The following is a 17,446-nucleotide window of genomic DNA, read 5'->3' as shown; positions in this document are numbered from 1 at the left end:
CCCCATCCTTCCAGCCTTTCCAGTCACGTACACCCATGTCCGCCCAACTGATCGACGGTAACGCCCTTGCCAAACAAATCCGTGCCGAGGCCGCCCAGCGCGCCGCCCGCCTGACCGCCGCCGGCCACCAGCCGGGCCTGGCCGTGGTGCTGGTGGGCGAGGACCCCGCCAGCCAGGTCTACGTGCGCAACAAGGTCAAGGCGTGCGAGGACAATGGCTTTTACTCGTCGCTGGACCGCTATCCGGCCGACCTGTCCGAAGCCGACCTGCTGGCCCGCATCGACGCGCTGAACCACGACCCGAAGATCCACGGCATCCTGGTGCAGCTGCCGCTGCCCAGGCACATCGACAGCCACAAGGTGCTCGAAGCCATCGCCCCCGAAAAGGACGTCGACGGCTTCCACGTGGCCAACGCCGGCGCGCTGATGACCGGCGCCCCGCTGTTCCGCCCCTGCACGCCCTACGGCTGCATGAAGATGCTGGAGTCGATCCAGTACCCGCTGCGCGGCGCCCGCGCCGTGGTGATCGGCGCCTCGAACATCGTCGGCAAGCCGATGGCCATGCTGCTGCTGCAGGCTGGCGCAACCGTCACCATCTGCAACAGCAAGACACGCGACCTGGCCGCCCATACCCGTGACGCCGACGTGATCGTGGCCGCCGTGGGCCGCCGCAACATCCTGACGGCCGACATGGTCAAGCCGGGCGCCGTGGTGATCGACGTGGGCATGAACCGCAACGACGAAGGCAAGCTCTGCGGCGACGTGGACTTTGCCGGCGTGCGCGAGGTGGCCGGCCACATCACGCCGGTGCCGGGCGGCGTGGGCCCGATGACGATCACGATGCTGCTGGTGAACACGCTGGAAGCGGCCGAGCGCACCGCCGGCCTGGCCTGATACCGGGCGCCGGGGCGCGCCGGACGCGCGCCAATCGGCCCGATAGCAAAGTCGTACTGGATATTTGGCCGCCAAGGCCTCATCTTGCACAGGTACATCGTGCCGCCGTGCGCTGTTGCCGCGGCACGCCAACCGGGAATCGCCATGACTGACACCACCGACCGCGCCAACAATCCCCTGCTGGATTTCTCCGATCTGCCGCGCTTTGCGGAGATCCGCCCCGAGCACATCGGCCCGGCGCTCGACGTGCTGCTGGCCCAGGCCCAGGCCGCCGTCGATCGCGCCGAAGACCCGGCCACCCCGGCCACCTGGCTGACCGCCGTGGAAGCGCTGGAAGCAGCCACCGAGCCGCTGGGCCGCGCCTGGGGCGTGGTGGGCCACCTGAGCGCCGTGGCGGACACGCCCGAGCTGCGCAAGGCACACGCCGACAACCTGCCGCGCATGACCGAGTTCTGGTCGTCGCTGGGCCAGAGCCTGGCCCTGTACGAAAAGTACAAGGCCGTGGCCGCCGGGCCCGAGTTTGCCGGGCTGTCCCCGGCCCGCAAGCAACTGCTGGAAAACGAGTTGCGCGGCTTCCGCCTGGGTGGCGCCGAGCTGCCCGAGGACAGCAAGCCGCGCTTTGCCGAGATCCAGGAGCAGCAGGCGCAGTTGTCCAAGGCGTTCTCGGACCACGTGCTCGACGCCACCAACGCCTACGCGCTCTATGTCGAGGACGAGGCGCGCCTGGCCGGCATCCCGGCCGACGCCCAGGAAGCCGCCCGGCTGGCCGCCGAGAAGGACGGCAAGGCAGGCTGGAAGTTCACGCTGCACTTCCCGTCGTACTTCCCGGTGCTGCAGTACGCCGACGACCGCGCGCTGCGCCAGACGATGTACGAAGCCAGCGTCACGCGCGCGTCCGAACTGGGTCCGCAGTACAACAACGGCCAGGCCGACTGGGACAACACGGCCAACATGCGCGAGCAGCTGACGCTGCGCCGGGAAGAGGCGCGGATGCTTGGCTACAACAACTACGGCGAAGTGTCGCTGGTGCCCAAGATGGCCGAATCGCCGGCCGACGTGCTCAAGTTCCTGGACGAACTGGCCGTCAAGGCCCGCCCCTACGCCGAGGCCGACTGGAAGGAACTGCGGGCGTTCGCGGCCGCCGAGCTGGGCCTGGACGAGATCGCGCCGTGGGACGTGGCCTATGCGTCCGAGAAGCTGCGCCAGAAGCGCTACGCGTTCTCCGACGACGAGGTGAAGCAGTACTTTCAGGAGCCCAAGGTGCTGGAGGGGTTGTTCGGCGTGGTCGAGAAGCTGTTCTCGGTCAGCATCCAGCCGGACCAAGCCCAGACCTGGCACAAGGACGTGCGGTTCTTCCGCGTGGTGTCGCCGCAGGGCGCGCTGCTGGCCCAGTTCTACATCGACCTGTACGCCCGCGAAGGCAAGCGCGGCGGCGCCTGGATGGACGACGCCCGCGGCCGCAAGGAGCGCGACAACGGCACGGTGCAGACGCCGGTGGCCTACCTGACGTGCAACTTCACGGCGCCCGTGGGCGGCAAGCCGGCGCTGTTCACGCATGACGAAGTCATCACTTTGTTCCACGAGTTCGGCCACGGCCTGCACCACATGCTGACGCAGGTGGGCGACCTTGGCGTGTCCGGCATCAACGGCGTGGAATGGGATGCCGTGGAGCTGCCGTCGCAGTTCATGGAGAACTTCTGCTGGGAGTACGAGGTGCTGGCCACGATGACGGCCCACGTCGACACCGGCGAGCCGCTGCCGCGCGTGCTGTTCGACCGCATGCTGGCGGCCAAGAACTTCCAGAACGGCATGATGACGCTGCGCCAGATCGTGTTCTCGTCGTTCGACATGCACCTGCACACCGACTACGACCCGCAGGGCGACGTGTCGGTGCTGGAGCTGTCGCGCCAGATCAACGACAGCAAGCACGTGGTGCCGCAGTCGCCGCTGTCGCGCTGGCCGAACACGTTCAGCCACATCTTTGCGGGCGGCTACGCGGCCGGCTACTACAGCTACAAGTGGGCCGAGGTGCTGTCCGCCGACGTCTATGCCGCGTTCGAGGAAGCGGGCCAGCTCTCGGGCAGCGTGCTCGATGGCGAGGTGGGCGAGCGCTACCGCCGCGAGATCCTGTCGGTGGGCGGCAGCCGGCCGGCCATGGAGTCGTTCGTGGCGTTCCGCGGCCGCGCGCCGCAGATCGACGCACTGCTACGGCACGGCGGCATGGCGGAAACGGCAGCCGCCGCGGCCTGACCGCCCTGCCCCGCGCGCGCCCGGCCCATGGACTCCGCGATCCCGATCCGCACGGAGTGTCCGCCGGGCGCCTGCGACTGCCGGCGCGAACTGCTGCTGGACGACCCGGCCGCCGACCGCCGCATCCTGATGCTGACCCAGCACGAGGAAAAGCGGCTCGTCGCGCGGCTGGAGGCCATCGAGACCCTGGCCGACCTGCGCCGGATGCAGGACCGGATGCGCGCGCAGCTTGGCATCGTCGTGACGATCACGCCGAGCGACAACGAGGTGCGCACGGTCAAGGGCTTCGACATCGACGTAGCCGACCAGCCGGGCCTGTGCCGCAAGACGCGCGCGGCCATCCCGGCCGCCATCCGGCGCTGCATGAAAACCCAACCGCAGATCGCCTTCGACCTGCTGAACGAGCGCGACCTGCTTGGTGGCCTGTTCGGCCAACCACCCTCACAAGAATAACGACCGATGAGAATCGCGAGCTGGAACGTCAACTCCCTGAAGGTGCGCCTGCCGCAGGTGCTGCAATGGCTGGCCGCGCAGGACGCCGCGGGCACGCCCGTCGACGCGCTGTGCCTGCAGGAACTGAAGCTGCCCGACGACAAGTACCCGCTGGCCGAGCTGGAAGCGGCCGGCTTCCACAGCATCTACACGGGCCAGAAGACGTACAACGGCGTGGCCATCGTCGCGCGCGACGGCACCATGCCGGCACCGACCGACGTGGTGCGCAACATCCCCGGCTACGAGGACACCCAGCAGCGCGTGGTAGCCGGCACCTACGGCGACGTGCGGCTGATCAGCGCGTATTTTCCGAACGGCCAGGCGCTCGATTCGGACAAGTTCGTCTACAAGCTCGACTGGCTCAAGGCCATGACCGACTGGCTGCGCGCCGAGATGATCAAGTACCCCAGGCTGGCGCTGCTGGGCGACTTCAACATCGCGCCCGAAGACCGCGACGTGCACGACCCGGCCAAGTGGGAGGGCCAGAACCTGGTCTCGCCGCCCGAGCGCGACGCGTTCAAGGCCCTGATCGCGATGGGGCTGGTCGATTCCTTCCGCATGTTCGAGCAGCCCGAGAAGACGTTCTCGTGGTGGGACTACCGGATGATGGGTTTCCGCCGCAACGCGGGCCTGCGCATCGACCACATCCTGCTGTCGCCAGCGCTGGCCGAGCACTGCACGACCTGCCTGATCGACAAGGAACCGCGCCGCTGGGAGCAGCCGTCCGACCACACCCCGGTCGTCGCCACGCTCCAGCTCGCCTGAGCCGATGAGCGCCGTCCGCGCCAACGCCGCCGCCACCCCTGCCCTGCACCGCTGGTTCCCGTGGCTGGCGCGCGTGACGCCGCTGACGCTGCGCGCGGACCTGATCGCCGGGCTGCTGGGCGCGGTGCTGGTGCTGCCGCAGGGCGTGGCGTTCGCCACGCTGGCCGGCCTGCCGCCGCAGTACGGCATCTACACGGCCGTGGTGCCGTGCATCGTCGCCGCGCTGTTCGGATCGAGCTGGCACGTGATGTCGGGGCCGACCAACGCCAATTCGCTGGCGCTGTTCGCGATGCTCAGCCCGGTGGCGTTCGCGGGCAGTCCGGCCTATATCGCGCTGGCGCTGGCCGTGACGATGCTGGTGGGCATCCTGCAACTGGCGGTGGGCGCGCTGCGGCTGGGGTCGCTGGCAAACTTCATCTCGCCGTCGGTGCTGCTGGGCTTCACGTGCGGGGCGGCCACGCTGATCGGGCTCTACGCGCTCAAGGACCTGTTCGGGCTGGCCGTGCCCACCGGCACCAGCGCGTTCGGCGTGGTGCGCTATCTGGCGGAGAACGTCGACACGATCAACGTCGGCGCGGTGATCGTCGGCGCCGTGACGCTGGCCGCGACGGTCGCGGTCAAGCGCATGTCACGCAAGCTGCCGTTCATGCTGCTGGGCCTGCTGGCCGGCTATGGCGTGGCGATGCTGCTGAACCATGGCGGCTGGCTGGGCGGCAACGCCGGGCACGTCGACGTGGTGGGGCCGATCCCGTCGGCCATCCCGCCGTTCCACCTGCCGGACATCAACTGGCGCACCGTGCCGGACCTGCTGGGCATTGCCGCCGCGCTGACCATCGTCGCGCTGGGCCAGTCGATTTCGATCGCCAAGGCCGTGGCGCTGCGGTCCGGCCAGCACGTGGACGCCAACCGCGAGTTCATCGGCCAGGGGCTGTCGAACATCGCCGGCGGGCTGTTTTCGAGCTACATCTCGTGCGGGTCGCTGAACCGGTCGATGCCGAACTTCGAGGCCGGCGCGCGGACGCCGCTGGCCAGCGTGTTCTCGGCGCTGCTGCTGGTGGCGCTGGTCACCGTCAGCGCGCCGCTGCTGGCCCAGATTCCGCTGGCCGCCATCGCCGCCATGCTGCTGCTCGTGGCGTGGGGCCTGTTCGACTTCCAGCGCCTGCGGCGGATAGCGCAACTGTCGCGCACCGAGTTCGCCATCGCGGTCGGCACGTTCGTCGCCACGCTGGTCATCCGGCTGGAAATGGCGGTGCTACTTGGCACGATCCTGTCGCTGGTGGCCTACCTGTACCGCACGTCGCGCCCGGCCGTGCGCAGCCTGGTGCCGGACGCCGACGACCCGGGCCGGCGCTTTACGCCACTGGACGAACTACGACGTCCGCAGCCCGAATGCCCGCAGCTCAAGCTGCTGCGCATGGAAGGGGCGATCTACTTTGGCGCCGTGCAGTACGTGACCGATCGCCTGCACGGGCTGCGCACCGGCGATGCCGGGCAGAAGCACCTGCTGGCGATGACCAAGAGCATGAACTTCATCGACCTGGCGGGCGCGGAAATGTGGGAGGCGGAACTGACCGAACGCCGCGCGGCGGGCGGCGACCTCTACTTCCACCGGCCGCGCACGCAGGTGCTGGAGACCTGGGAGCAGACCGGCTTTACCGACAAGCTCGGCCGCGACCATGTCTTTCCGACCAAGCGGCAGGCACTGCACACGATCATCGGTCGGCTGTCGCCCGAGATCTGCGCCCAGTGCCAGGCGCGCATCTTCGAGGAATGCGCGCAGCAGCCGGGCGGCCCGCACTACGCGCCGGCCCCGGACAAGGCCAGCCAGCCGGCACCCGTGCAGCGGGCCTGAATGGCAAAGCCTGCCGATGGCCGGCGTCGTCGACGCGGTCGGACCTTGAAAAAACTGCAAGAAAAACGGCCAGAGACAGCTTGAAAGGATGCACCGGGGAATCCGGGCACCTGGCGCGCCGGCCGGCCCGCGGTGAAGCGGAACCGAAGCCGGCGGCGGAGGGTTGTTACCGTCGGTCGGTCTTCAGACCGGCGCCACGTGCGCGCGCTTGACCACGACCGGCTGGGGCACGCCCTGCTCGATCAGCACCACGGCCGCGCGTTCGATCGTGTCACGACCGGCGCGGAACGCCTCTTCCAGCGACAACACCTGGTCGGCACTGAAGCCTTCCCAAAGCGCTTCGCGTGTTACCACGCATGTCACTTGCTCGCCATCGACAAGCGCGTGGAACAGCAAACCCTCGTTGTTGATGTCGTAGCGGTCTTGCTCCTGGAATTTGATTTCCATCATCACAGCCCTCCATATGCAAGTGGAAAAGAATCCTAACATGGCTTTGCGGAAATCGTCTTCGATCCCCTGCACTGCGCAGGCAGAATGCGATTCGTCTCAATGACCGGTGGCGGGTACGGCAAGTTCCATCGACGTGCGTCGCGATGGGTCGGTTCACACCGTCGCCTGTCGGTCGATCGCCGAGCATCGCATGCGCGTGTGTCAGCGCGATGTGCCATGGTGCCGGACGCGCGCGACGCGGCCGGTGCGCGCGTCCGGGCCATTCATGCGAGCGCCGCATGAAACGTTTGACAAAGCCAGAAATGCTGCTAGAATCTCGGTCTTCGTCGGGGCGTTAGCTCAGTTGGTAGAGCAGCGGACTCTTAATCCGTAGGTCGAGTGTTCGAGTCACTCACGCCCCACCAGACACCAGAAAGGCCGGAAGCAGCAATGCTTCCGGCCTTTTGCTTTTCCACGATTGCCGCGATTGTCGGTGCCCCGCTCAGGCCGCCAGCGACGCCTCGAACAGCGTGCGGGCCAGGCGGCGATGATCGGCCAGCACGTTCGGCAGGTCCACCGTCAGCAGGCGCCCGTCGCGCACCACCACGCGGCCGTTGATGATGCTGGTCGACACATTGGCCGGCGTGCAGAACACCAGCGCCGCCACCGGGTCGTGGCCGGCGCCCGCGTAGCCCACCGCGGACATGTCGAACGAGACGATGTCGGCCGACATGCCCGGCGCCAGCGCACCGATATCGTCGCGGTTCAGCACCCGGGCCCCGCCCAGCGTGGCGATCTCCAGGGCCTCGCGCGCGCTCATCGCGGCCGGGCCAAAGCCTACGCGCTGCAGCAGCATGGCCTGCCGCGCCTCGCCCAGCATGTGCGCGCCATCGTTCGATGCGCTGCCATCCACGCCCAACCCCACCGGCACCCCGGCGTCGCGCATGCGGCGGACCGGCGCGATGCCGGACGCCAGCCGCATGTTCGAGCACGGGCAGTGCGCCACGCCCGTACCGGTGCGTGCGAACAGCGCCAGCCCTTCGTCGTCCAGCTTCACGCAGTGCGCGTGCCAGACGTCGTGCCCCACCCAGCCCAGGTCCTCGGCATACTGCGCCGGCGTCATGCCGAACTTCTCGCGCGAGTAGGCGATGTCGTTGTCGTTCTCGGCCAGGTGCGTGTGCAGCGACACGCCGTAGTGCCGCGCCATCGTCGCCGATTCGCGCATCAGGTCGCGCGACACCGAGAACGGCGAGCACGGCGCCAGCACCACGCGCAGCATGGCGTGCCGCGACGCGTCGTGGTACTGCTCCACCAGCCGCTGGCTGTCGCGCAGGACGTCGGCCTCGCGCTCGACCACGACGTCGGGCGGCAGGCCACCCTGGCTGCGACCCACGCTCATCGACCCGCGCGCCGCGTGAAAGCGCATGCCGATCTCGTGCGCGGCGCCGATCGAATCGTCGAGCCGCGACCCGTTCGGATACAGGTACAGGTGGTCGCTCGTGGTCGTGCAGCCGGACAGCATCAGCTCGGCCATCGCGGTCTGGGTGGACACGCGGATCATCTCCGGCGTCAGGTGCGACCAGATCATGTACAGGTTGGTCAGCCAGCCGAACAGCTCGGCGTCCTGCGCCGCCGGCACGGCGCGCGTCAGGCTCTGGTACATGTGGTGGTGCGTATTGACCAGGCCGGGCATCACCACGTGGCCGTGCATGTCGGCCACCTCGGCGCGGCCCTCGTCGATCATGCGGCGATAGGTCTCTGGCAGGTCCGCCGTGGCGCCGACCCATTCGATGGCCGGGCCGTTGGCGACGAGCGCGCCGTCGGCGATCTCGCGGCGCTGGGCGTCCATGGTGACCAGTACGTCGGCGTGCTTCAGGATCAGGGTCATGGGATGTCGGGGGTCGGTGGTGGTCAACGCCCCGGAGTCTACGCAGCCCGGCCAGCCGCGCCCAAGCGCAGAATTTCGCGCGGCCTGTCCACAAATTGTGGACAGCGCCCCTAGCGGGACAGTGCCTGCAGCGTGTCGGCCATGGCGTCGGCCATCAGGCTGGCGGCCGGCGTCAGCGGGCTTTGCGCACGGGCCACGAGCCGCAGCGTCTGGCGCTGCAGGTCGTCGTCGCGCAGCGGCACGAACACCACGGCGCCGCGCGCGCGTTCCTCCATGACGTCGAGCGGATTGAGCAGCGCCACGCCGGCGCCGGTGGCCACCAGCCGCTGGATCAGCACCACCGACGTCGACTCGACGATCGGCACTACGTCGGTCGACTGGCGCGCGAAACCATCGTCCACCAGCGCGCGGATCGACAGCGACGGCGCCGGCAGGATCAGCGGATACCCCGCGCATTCGGCCAGCGTGGCCGACGCCTGCGCCGCCAGCGGATGCCCCGGCGCCACCACCGCGCCAATCGACCACTCGCGGCTGGCCACCACGCGGAAGGCCGCCACCTCGGGCAGGTCGTAGCCCAGCCCCAGGTCCGCGTCGCCCTGCTCCACCGCCTTGACGATGCCATCCACCGGCAAATCGGCCACGCGTACGACGATGCCCGGCTGATGCTGGCGGAAATCGTGCACCAGCGACGGCATCAGCGCGCCGGCCAGGCCCGACGTGGTGGCAATGGTCACCATGCCGCGCCGGGCGCCCTTGATCTCGGCCACGCGCGCCAGCAGCCCCTGGTGCTCGCGCAGGGTCTGCCGCACATGGGCCAGCACGGCCTCGCCCAGCGGCGTCAGGTGCAGGCGCTGCTGGATGCGGTCGAACAGCGGCGCGCCCAGTTCGACCTCCAGTTCCAGGATCTGGCGGTTGATGGCCGTCGGCGCCACGTGCAGGTGCTCGGCGGCGCGGCGGATGGACCCGCGCCGGACGACTTCATCGAAATAGCGGAGGACGCGCGCGTGCATGGGCTGTCAGCGGGGGAGAGGCGTGTTCGGGCATCCGCGCATTGTACGGGTCGCAAAATCCTCAAAAAAATAGTGCGAAGGGGCTTGCGCGATACTATTCGCCTTGCTAGAATCTCGTTCTTCGTTGGGGCGTTAGCTCAGTTGGTAGAGCAGCGGACTCTTAATCCGTAGGTCGAGTGTTCGAGTCACTCACGCCCCACCAGCGAATTCCCGAAGGCCCGAAGCCACCAGCTTCGGGCCTTTTGCATTTCCCTTTTGCATTTCCGCCCTCTCCTTCCTCTCCACGGCCGTGCCGCCGTACCGAGTGGTCATATGTCCACGGGTTCCTCCCTATACCCCGTCCCCGCCTTTCCGGGTTGAATGCATCTCGGCGCATATCATGGAACGTAGTTCCGTGATGCGGAACCGATAGCCTGTCCCGCGACGGACGGGCAAGACAAGCAGCAACACGCGCAATACGTTGGGAGGCATCTCTTGAAAGCAGTTCTGAAAGCGGGCGCTGTGGGCGCCCTGGCCGCTCTGGGTCTGGTGGCAACGGCGGCACACGCACAGTCGTATCCGAACAAGCCCATCCGGCTGATCGTGCCGTTCGCGGCGGGCGGCACCACCGACATCGTCGGCCGCGCCGTGTCCGACGCGCTGGGCCGCGAACTGGGCCAGCCGGTGGTGGTGGAAAACCGCGGCGGTGGCGGCGGCGCCATCGGGGCCGACGCGCTGGCCAAGTCCGTGCCGGACGGCTACACGCTGGGCATCGCCACGGTCAGCACCATGGCCACCAACCCGGCCACGAACGCGAAGAACCCGTACGACCCCATCAAGGACTTCGCGCCGATCACGAACCTGGTCAACGTGCCGAACGTGCTGACGGTGAATCCGAAGGTGCCGGCCAAGAACCTCAAGGAATTCGTCGCGCTGCTCAAGGCCAACCCGGGCAAGTACAGCTACGCATCGGCCGGCAAGGGCAGCATCTCGCATCTGGACGGCGAGCTGTTCAAGTTCATCACCAAGACCGACATGGTCCACATCCCGTACCGCGGATCGGGCCCGGCGCTCAACGACACGCTGGCCGGCCAGGTGAACGCCCAGTTCGACAACCTGCCGTCGTCGATGCCCCACATCCAGGCCGACAAGCTGCGCGCGCTGGCCGTGGCCGCGCCCAAGCGCGTGGAGGGCCTGCCCAACGTGCCGACCTTTGCCGAGGAAGGCATGAAGGACATGAACAACATGGCCTGGTACGGCCTGGTGGCGCCGGCCGGCACGCCTGCGGCCATCGTCACCAAGGTGCACGATGCCGCGGTCAAGGCGCTGCAGGACCCGAACGTCAAGAAGCGCCTGCACGACGCCGGCGCCTACCCCGACGGCAACACGCCGCAGCAGTACGCGGCCCAGATCAAGCGCGAGCTGGACCTGCGCAAGAAGATCGCCACCGACCAGAACATCACGCTGGAATAACGGCGGCGAGCGCCTCATAGGTGACGTATCTGCCGCACGTGCGTGGTTACCACAGTGCTGCGGCAGACCGTCGCGAATCCCGGTACAGTGTCAGACGATGCAGACATTTTCGACAGATTCCCTATCTGGCTGGCACCCTGCCCGGCCATCACTTGTGAGGATGATGATGCTGAAGAAGACCGTACCGGCGCTGATCGTTGCCGCCCTGACCGCCCTGGGCGCCGTGCAACTGGCGCATGCACAGAAGAACTACACGGACGGCGGCGATCTTTATAGCGGTAGCCGGACCAAGAACCAGGCCAACCCGAACCAGAACCCGGCCAAGTCCGGCAAGTTCGACCCGTACACCGACGGCGCCAAGAAGTCGACCCGCACCGACCTGGCCCCGAACCGCAAGCCGGACCCGTACACCGACGGCGCCAAGTCGGGCAAGCCCGATCCGTACCTGGACGGCGCCAAGACCGGCAAGCCGGACCCGTACCTGGACGGTGCCAAGTCGGGCAAGGCCGACCCGTACACGGACGGCGCCAAGAAGTAATCGACGCCACGCCGCGGGCCCTCGCCCGCATGGCAACGCCCGCGCAAACCCCCGCCCCACGGCGGGGGTTTTTCTTTGCGCAGGCGCCCCCTGCGGCGCCTCGGCCATAAGATTGACTAGGACATACCCGACCTGTCACGCAAATGTCCCAACATTACTGCTAGTGTTCGCCATACCGATTTTTCAAAGAAGCGACCGGCCCGATGCGAGGCAGGCGCCACCGCCGTCCGGGCCGGCCAAAGCACCGGCCCAAGAAGTGTCCCAGGCGGCAGCACCCTAATAGGGAGACCTGAGCAAATGCAGCCCAAAGCACTCGAAATTCACGAGCCCGTCGTGCTCTCGCTCGTCGATGCGGTCACCGCATGGCAGGGCGCCCTCGACCAGACCCTGAGCGATTCGGGGCTGACCTATCCCAAATGGCTGTTGCTGCGCGCCATCCGGCTTGGCGATTTCACGCGCGGCGAGCCCTGCCAGGGCGCCATCTTCCTGGACGTGCCGCAGACCGAGCGGCTGCTGCGCGAGTTGCATGCCGATGGCTGGATCGACTTTCCGGCCGACGGCACGCCGCATATCGCCGCCGATGCCTGCCCGCGCCTGGAGCGCGCCGCCCAGGCCGTGCGTGCGCTGCATTCGGTGTCCGTGGGCCAGTTGGCCCCGGCCGAGCGCGCCGCGCTGACCAGCCTGCTGCATCGCATGACCACCACGCTCGAAGACCACGCGGCGCGCCACACCCGCCGCGCCGCGCGCGACGCCCACGAACTCTCGCTGATCGTCTCCGACCAGGCCAGCCGCAGCGCGCGGCAGGCCCTGGCCGCCTGACACGCGCCCGCCTGCTTCTTCCCGCCGCACCGAGACGCCCCGCCCAGCGGGGCGTCGCCGTTTTGTCGCACCGGCGCCTCAAATCTTTCCTACAGTGTGAGGATGCACCGGCACACCACCGAGAATGACCGAGGAGACGCCATGCCCCCGGAAAACGAAGAAAAGGTCGCGCAACTGCTGGAGGATCTGGTCGCATTCGCGCGCGAGCGCCTGCCCGCCGCCACCTTCGCCATCGTCGAGCCGCTGTTTCGCCATTACTACGACCTGGCCGATGCCGAGGACCTGCTGGCGCGCGACGTGGCCGACCTGTACGGCGCCGTGATGGCGCACTGGCAGACGGCCCAGAAGTTCGTGCCCGGCGCCGCGCGGCTGCGCGTCTACAACCCGAACCTGGAAGAGCACGGCTGGCACTCGGACCACACGATCATCGAGATCGTCAACGACGACATGCCGTTCCTGGTCGATTCGGTGACGATGGAAATCAACCGCCACGGCCTGACGCTGCATTCGGCCATCCACCCGGTGTTCCGCATCTGCCGCGACGCGCGCGGCGCCATCGAGAGCATCGGCCTGGGCGGCACCGAGGCCAGCACCGATAGCTGCCGGCTGGCCTCGTTCATCCACTTCGAGGTGGACCGCACCGGCGACGCCACGCGGCTCGACGCGCTGCGGCTGGGCATCGCCGCGGCGCTGGGCGACGTGCGCGCGGCCGTGGAAGACTGGCCGCGCATGCGGCAGATCGCGCAGGAAACCGTCGCCGGCATGGCCCGCGCGGCCGACGCCAGCTCGCCCGAAGCCACCGAGGCGCGTGCGTTCCTGGAATGGATGCTCGACGACCATTTCACGTTCCTGGGCCAGCGCGACTACGAACTGGTGGCGCGCGACGGCCAGTATTTCCTGCGCGGCGAGCCGGGGTCGGGCACGGGCATCCTGCGCGAGGCGCTGCGCGACCCCGGGTCGGACGACCTGACGCCGCTGCCGCCGGCCGCGCGCGCGATCATCGAGGGCGCGTCGCCGATCTTCATCACCAAGGCCAACTCGCGGGCCACGGTCCATCGCCCCGGCTACCTGGACTACGTGGGCGTCAAGCTGCTCGATGCCGACGGCAAGCTGTTCGGCGAGCGGCGCTTCGTGGGGCTGTACACGTCCACGGCCTACATGGTCAGCACCAGCGAGATCCCGCTGATCCGACGCAAGTGCGCCAACATCCTGGCCCGCGCCGGCTTTCTGACCAAGGGCCACCTGTACAAGTCGCTCGTGACGATCCTGGAGCAGTATCCGCGCGACGAACTGTTCCAGGCCGACGAGGACGAGCTGGCCGAGATCACGCTGGGCATCCTGCGCCTGCAGGAACATCAGCGCACAAGGCTGTTCGTGCGGCGCGACCGCTTCGACCGCTTTATCTCGTGCCTGGTCTTCGTGCCGCGCGACAAGTACAACACCGACCTGCGCCAGCGCATTCAGAAGCTGCTGGTGGAGTCGTTCAACGGCACGAGTTGCGAATTCACGCCGCAGCTATCCGAATCGCCGCTGGCCCGCATCCAGCTGACCGTGCGCGGCGAGCCCGGCACCATGCCCGAGGTCGACACGCGCGAGCTGGAACAGAAGATCGTGCAGGCCACGCGCCGCTGGCAGGACGACCTCGCGCAGGCGCTGCACGACAGCCGGGGCGAGGAACAGGGCAACCGGCTGCTGCGCCGCTACGGCGACTCGTTCCCGGCCGGCTTCCGCGAGGACTACCCGGCCCGCACCGCCGTGCGCGACATCGCGCTGATGGAACACGCGCGGCAGCACCCCAGCGGGCTGGCGATGAACCTGTACCGGCCCATCGAGGCCGCGCCGGGCGCGTTCCGCTTCAAGGTGTTCCGCGCCGGCGAGCCCATCGCGCTGTCCGCCAGCCTGCCGATGCTGGAGCACCTGGGCGTGCGCGTGGACGAGGAGCGGCCGTACCTGATCGAGCCCGAGGGCGGCGAGCCGGTCTGGATCCACGATTTCGGGCTGGAGATTGCGGCGGACCCCGACGGCCGGCCGCTGGACGTCGAGATCGAGAAGATCAAGCCGCTGTTCGAAGATGCCTTCGCGCGGGCCTGGAACGGCGAGATCGAGAGCGACGACTTCAACCGGCTGGTGCTGCGCGCGGGCCTGTCCGCGCGCGACGTGACGATCCTGCGCGCGTACGCCAAATACCTGCGCCAGGTGGGCTCCACGTTCAGCAACGCCTATATCGAGCGCGCGCTGACGGCCAACCCCGGCATCGCGGCCATGCTGGTGTCGCTGTTCCACGCGCGCTTCGACCCGGCCACGGCCCGGCCGGACGGGCCGGCGGACCAGCGCGGCCAGAAATGGCTGGCCGAGATCGAGGCCGCGCTCGACAAGGTGCCGAACCTGGACGAGGACCGCATCCTGCGGCTGTTCCTGAACGTGATCGGCGCCACGGTGCGGACCAACTACTTCCATCGCGGCGCCGACGGCCAGCCGCGCCCGTACGTGTCGTTCAAGTTCAACCCGGCGCTGGTGCAGGGCCTGCCCGAGCCGCGCCCGATGTTCGAGATCTGGGTCTACTCGCCGCGCGTGGAAGGCGTGCACCTGCGCGGCGGCCGCGTGGCGCGTGGCGGGCTGCGCTGGTCCGACCGCCGCGAGGACTTCCGCACCGAGGTGCTGGGCCTGATGAAGGCGCAGATGGTCAAGAACACAGTGATCGTGCCGGTGGGCTCCAAGGGCGGCTTCGTCGTCAAGCGCCCGCCCCCGCCCACCGACCGCGACGCCTTCCTGGCCGAGGGCGTGGCCTGCTACCAGACCTTCCTGCGCGGCCTGCTGGACCTGACCGACAACCTCGTGTCCGGCGAACTGGTGCCGCCGCCCGACGTGGTGCGCCACGACGAGAACGACCCGTACCTGGTGGTGGCCGCCGACAAGGGCACGGCCACGTTCTCGGACTACGCCAACGCCATCTCGGCCGAATACGGCTTCTGGCTGGACGACGCCTTCGCGTCGGGCGGATCGGTCGGCTACGACCACAAGAAGATGGGCATCACCGCGCGCGGCGCGTGGGAAAGCGTCAAGCGCCACTTCCGCGAGATGGGCGTCGATATCCAGAGCACGCCGTTCACGGTGGTAGGCGTGGGCGACATGTCCGGTGACGTGTTCGGCAACGGCATGCTGCTGTCGCCCCACATCAAGCTGCTGGCCGCGTTCGACCATCGCCACATCTTCCTGGACCCCGATCCCGATCCGGCCAGGAGCCTGGCCGAGCGCCAGCGGCTGTTCGACCTGCCCCGCTCCAGCTGGGCCGACTACGACACCGCGCTGATCTCGGCCGGCGGCGGCGTGTTCCCGCGCACGGCCAAGACCATCCCGCTGTCGCCGCAGGTGCAGGCGGCGCTGGGCATCCAGGCCGCCACGCTGTCGCCCAACGAGCTGATGCACGCCATCCTGGCCGCGCCGGTGGACCTGCTCTACAACGGCGGCATCGGCACCTACGTCAAGGCCAGCACCGAGACGCACCTGCAGGCCGGCGACCGCTCCAACGACGCCATCCGCGTCAACGGCAGCGACCTGCGCTGCAAGGTGGTGGGCGAAGGCGGCAACCTGGGCTTCACGCAGCTTGGCCGCATCGAGTTCGCGCGCAATGGCGGCCGGATCAACACCGATGCCATCGACAACTCGGCCGGCGTGGACTGCTCCGACCACGAGGTCAACATCAAGATCCTGCTGGGCCTGGTGGTGGCCGACGGCGAAATGACCGAGAAGCAGCGCAACGCGCTGCTGGCCGAGATGACCGACGAAGTGGGCCTGCTGGTGCTGGAAGACAACTACTTCCAGACCCAGGCGCTGTCCGTGGCCAACCGCGAGGCGCCCACGCTGCTCGACGCCGAGGCGCGGCTGATCCGCTGGCTGGAACGCGCCGGCCGCCTGAACCGGCCGCTCGAATTCCTGCCCGCCGACGACGAGATCGCCCAGCGCAAGGCGCTGAACCAGGGGCTGACGTCGCCCGAGCGCGCCGTGCTGCTGGCCTACAGCAAGATGTGGCTGTACGACGAGTTGCTGGCTTCCGACCTGCCCGAAGACGCGCTCGTGGCCAACCTGCTGGTCGACTACTTTCCCAAGCCGCTGCAGGCCCGCCACGCGGCGGCCATGACGCGCCACCCGCTGCGCCGCGAGATCCTGGCCACGCACCTGACCAACATGCTCGTGAACCGCATCGGCGCCACGTTCGTGCACCGGCTGATGGAGGAAACCGACGCGCGCCCGGCCGACATCGTGCGCGCCTGCCTGCTGGCGCGCGACGTGTTCGGGCTGACCGCGCTCTGGCAGCGCATCGACGCGCTGGACAACCACGTGGACGACGCCATCCAGGCGCGCATGTTCGGCGCGCTGGGCCGGCTGCTGGAACGGGCGACGCTATGGTTCGTGCGCTACCTGCGCGGCGGCGGCACCGTGGACGCCGGCGCCACCCGCTTCACCGAGGCCGCGCAGTGGCTGTTCCCGCAGCTCGCGGCGCTGCTGCCGCCGGAGACGTCGCAGGCGATGGCCGATGCCGCGCTGTCGCTGACCGAGGCCGGCGTGGACGACGACCTGGCCCTGCGCGTGGCGGCCAGCGACAACGCGGCCGCCGCGCTGGACATCGCCGAGGTGGCGGCGTCGTGCCAGCGCAGCCTGGCCGCCGTGGCGGCCGTCTACTTCGCGCTCGATACGGACCTGAACTTCGGCTGGCTGCGCGAACGCGCGCTGTCGCTGCCGTCAGACACGCACTGGGACTTGCTGGCGCGTACCACGACGCTGGAAGACCTGGGGCGGCTCAAGCGCGCGCTGACCACGAGCGTGCTGGCGCAGGCGCACGACGGCGAGGACGCCTCGGCGCTGATCGACCACTGGCGCGGCAGCCGCCAGACCGCGCTGGACCGCTACGCGCAGATGCTGGCCGACCAGCGCGCATCGGGCGTGTCGGGCGCGGCCGGGCTGTCGATGCTGTCTGTGGCGGTCAGGGAGATCGGACTGCTGGACCGGGCTTGATGGGGCTTGGGAGGGCTTGATAAGGCTTGGGAGGCAAGCAGGACG

The 17,446-nt window shown here is 68.7% G+C and carries 12 protein-coding genes and 2 tRNA genes; 11 read left to right on the top strand and 3 right to left on the bottom strand.

Annotation, left to right across the window (positions count from 1 at the left end; translation table 11 throughout):
• The first annotated feature begins 35 nt into the window (after nucleotides 1-35).
• The 5 genes from folD to EPAKOI_RS06345 all read left to right on the top strand — a co-directional run bounded on the left by folD (nucleotide 36) and on the right by EPAKOI_RS06345 (nucleotide 6,252).
• Nucleotides 36-893, top strand: a complete 858-nt coding sequence (gene folD / locus EPAKOI_RS06365) for a bifunctional methylenetetrahydrofolate dehydrogenase/methenyltetrahydrofolate cyclohydrolase FolD (protein ID WP_313837859.1) — start codon at nucleotides 36-38, stop codon at nucleotides 891-893.
• A 144-nt stretch (nucleotides 894-1,037) separates the two neighbouring features.
• Entirely contained in the window at nucleotides 1,038-3,143 is a 2,106-nt protein-coding gene (locus EPAKOI_RS06360; RefSeq protein WP_423193291.1) for a M3 family metallopeptidase, read from the top strand.
• 27 nt (nucleotides 3,144-3,170) lie between these two features.
• Complete coding sequence (locus tag EPAKOI_RS06355) at nucleotides 3,171-3,596, top strand: hypothetical protein (RefSeq protein WP_423193290.1); 426 nt, start codon at nucleotides 3,171-3,173, stop codon at nucleotides 3,594-3,596.
• Between the two features lie 6 nt (nucleotides 3,597-3,602).
• Nucleotides 3,603-4,400, top strand: a complete 798-nt coding sequence (gene xth / locus EPAKOI_RS06350; protein ID WP_423193289.1) for an exodeoxyribonuclease III — start codon at nucleotides 3,603-3,605, stop codon at nucleotides 4,398-4,400.
• Between the two features lie 4 nt (nucleotides 4,401-4,404).
• Complete coding sequence (locus EPAKOI_RS06345; protein ID WP_423193288.1) at nucleotides 4,405-6,252, top strand: SulP family inorganic anion transporter; 1,848 nt, start codon at nucleotides 4,405-4,407, stop codon at nucleotides 6,250-6,252.
• Between the two features lie 183 nt (nucleotides 6,253-6,435).
• Here EPAKOI_RS06345 and EPAKOI_RS06340 read toward each other — a convergent pair whose 3' ends face one another.
• Nucleotides 6,436-6,699, bottom strand: a complete 264-nt coding sequence (locus EPAKOI_RS06340) for a DUF1488 domain-containing protein (RefSeq protein WP_066738920.1) — start codon at nucleotides 6,697-6,699, stop codon at nucleotides 6,436-6,438.
• A 331-nt stretch (nucleotides 6,700-7,030) separates the two neighbouring features.
• Here EPAKOI_RS06340 and EPAKOI_RS06335 point away from each other — a divergent pair.
• Nucleotides 7,031-7,106 (top strand) — tRNA-Lys (locus EPAKOI_RS06335).
• A gap of 77 nt (nucleotides 7,107-7,183) precedes the next feature.
• Here the strand turns inward: EPAKOI_RS06335 and EPAKOI_RS06330 are convergent.
• Entirely contained in the window at nucleotides 7,184-8,569 is a 1,386-nt protein-coding gene (locus EPAKOI_RS06330; RefSeq protein ID WP_423193287.1) for an 8-oxoguanine deaminase, read from the bottom strand.
• Nucleotides 8,570-8,679: 110 nt separating this feature from the next.
• On the bottom strand, nucleotides 8,680-9,579 hold the full coding sequence (locus EPAKOI_RS06325) for a LysR family transcriptional regulator (RefSeq protein WP_423193286.1): 900 nt from the start codon (nucleotides 9,577-9,579) through the stop codon (nucleotides 8,680-8,682).
• Nucleotides 9,580-9,705: 126 nt separating this feature from the next.
• Here EPAKOI_RS06325 and EPAKOI_RS06320 point away from each other — a divergent pair.
• The 5 genes from EPAKOI_RS06320 to EPAKOI_RS06300 all read left to right on the top strand — a co-directional run bounded on the left by EPAKOI_RS06320 (nucleotide 9,706) and on the right by EPAKOI_RS06300 (nucleotide 17,401).
• Nucleotides 9,706-9,781, top strand: a tRNA-Lys gene (locus EPAKOI_RS06320).
• Between the two features lie 272 nt (nucleotides 9,782-10,053).
• Nucleotides 10,054-11,031, top strand: coding sequence for a tripartite tricarboxylate transporter substrate binding protein BugE (locus EPAKOI_RS06315; RefSeq protein WP_423193285.1), 978 nt, complete (start codon nucleotides 10,054-10,056; stop codon nucleotides 11,029-11,031).
• A 166-nt stretch (nucleotides 11,032-11,197) separates the two neighbouring features.
• Nucleotides 11,198-11,569 (top strand): hypothetical protein, encoded by a 372-nt coding sequence (locus EPAKOI_RS06310; RefSeq protein WP_124685131.1) that lies wholly within the window; start codon nucleotides 11,198-11,200, stop codon nucleotides 11,567-11,569.
• A 297-nt stretch (nucleotides 11,570-11,866) separates the two neighbouring features.
• Nucleotides 11,867-12,388 carry a MarR family transcriptional regulator gene (locus EPAKOI_RS06305; protein ID WP_124684495.1) on the top strand — a complete coding sequence of 174 codons (522 nt, stop codon included), beginning with the start codon at nucleotides 11,867-11,869 and terminating at the stop codon, nucleotides 12,386-12,388.
• Nucleotides 12,389-12,529: 141 nt separating this feature from the next.
• Nucleotides 12,530-17,401, top strand: a complete 4,872-nt coding sequence (locus EPAKOI_RS06300; protein WP_423193284.1) for an NAD-glutamate dehydrogenase — start codon at nucleotides 12,530-12,532, stop codon at nucleotides 17,399-17,401.
• The last annotated feature ends 45 nt before the right edge of the window (nucleotides 17,402-17,446 follow it).

Origin of the sequence: Cupriavidus sp. H18C2 (assembly GCF_049393795.1) — a bacterium.
Taxonomy (GTDB): Bacteria; Pseudomonadota; Gammaproteobacteria; order Burkholderiales; family Burkholderiaceae; genus Cupriavidus; species Cupriavidus pauculus_C.
This window is presented reverse-complemented; position numbering and strand designations above follow the sequence as displayed.

Bases quoted from the DNA above. Each gene is read 5' to 3' on its own strand.
- EPAKOI_RS06300 (WP_423193284.1), top strand. From the start codon at position 12,530: ATGCCCCCGGAAAACGAAGAAAAGGTCGCGCAACTGCTGGAGGATCTG.
- EPAKOI_RS06360 (WP_423193291.1), top strand. From the start codon at position 1,038: ATGACTGACACCACCGACCGCGCCAACAATCCCCTGCTGGATTTCTCC.
- folD (WP_313837859.1), top strand. From the start codon at position 36: ATGTCCGCCCAACTGATCGACGGTAACGCCCTTGCCAAACAAATCCGT.
- EPAKOI_RS06340 (WP_066738920.1), bottom strand. From the start codon at position 6,699: ATGGAAATCAAATTCCAGGAGCAAGACCGCTACGACATCAACAACGAG.
- EPAKOI_RS06355 (WP_423193290.1), top strand. From the start codon at position 3,171: ATGGACTCCGCGATCCCGATCCGCACGGAGTGTCCGCCGGGCGCCTGC.
- EPAKOI_RS06305 (WP_124684495.1), top strand. From the start codon at position 11,867: ATGCAGCCCAAAGCACTCGAAATTCACGAGCCCGTCGTGCTCTCGCTC.
- EPAKOI_RS06330 (WP_423193287.1), bottom strand. From the start codon at position 8,569: ATGACCCTGATCCTGAAGCACGCCGACGTACTGGTCACCATGGACGCC.
- EPAKOI_RS06310 (WP_124685131.1), top strand. From the start codon at position 11,198: ATGCTGAAGAAGACCGTACCGGCGCTGATCGTTGCCGCCCTGACCGCC.
- EPAKOI_RS06345 (WP_423193288.1), top strand. From the start codon at position 4,405: ATGAGCGCCGTCCGCGCCAACGCCGCCGCCACCCCTGCCCTGCACCGC.
- EPAKOI_RS06325 (WP_423193286.1), bottom strand. From the start codon at position 9,579: ATGCACGCGCGCGTCCTCCGCTATTTCGATGAAGTCGTCCGGCGCGGG.
- xth (WP_423193289.1), top strand. From the start codon at position 3,603: ATGAGAATCGCGAGCTGGAACGTCAACTCCCTGAAGGTGCGCCTGCCG.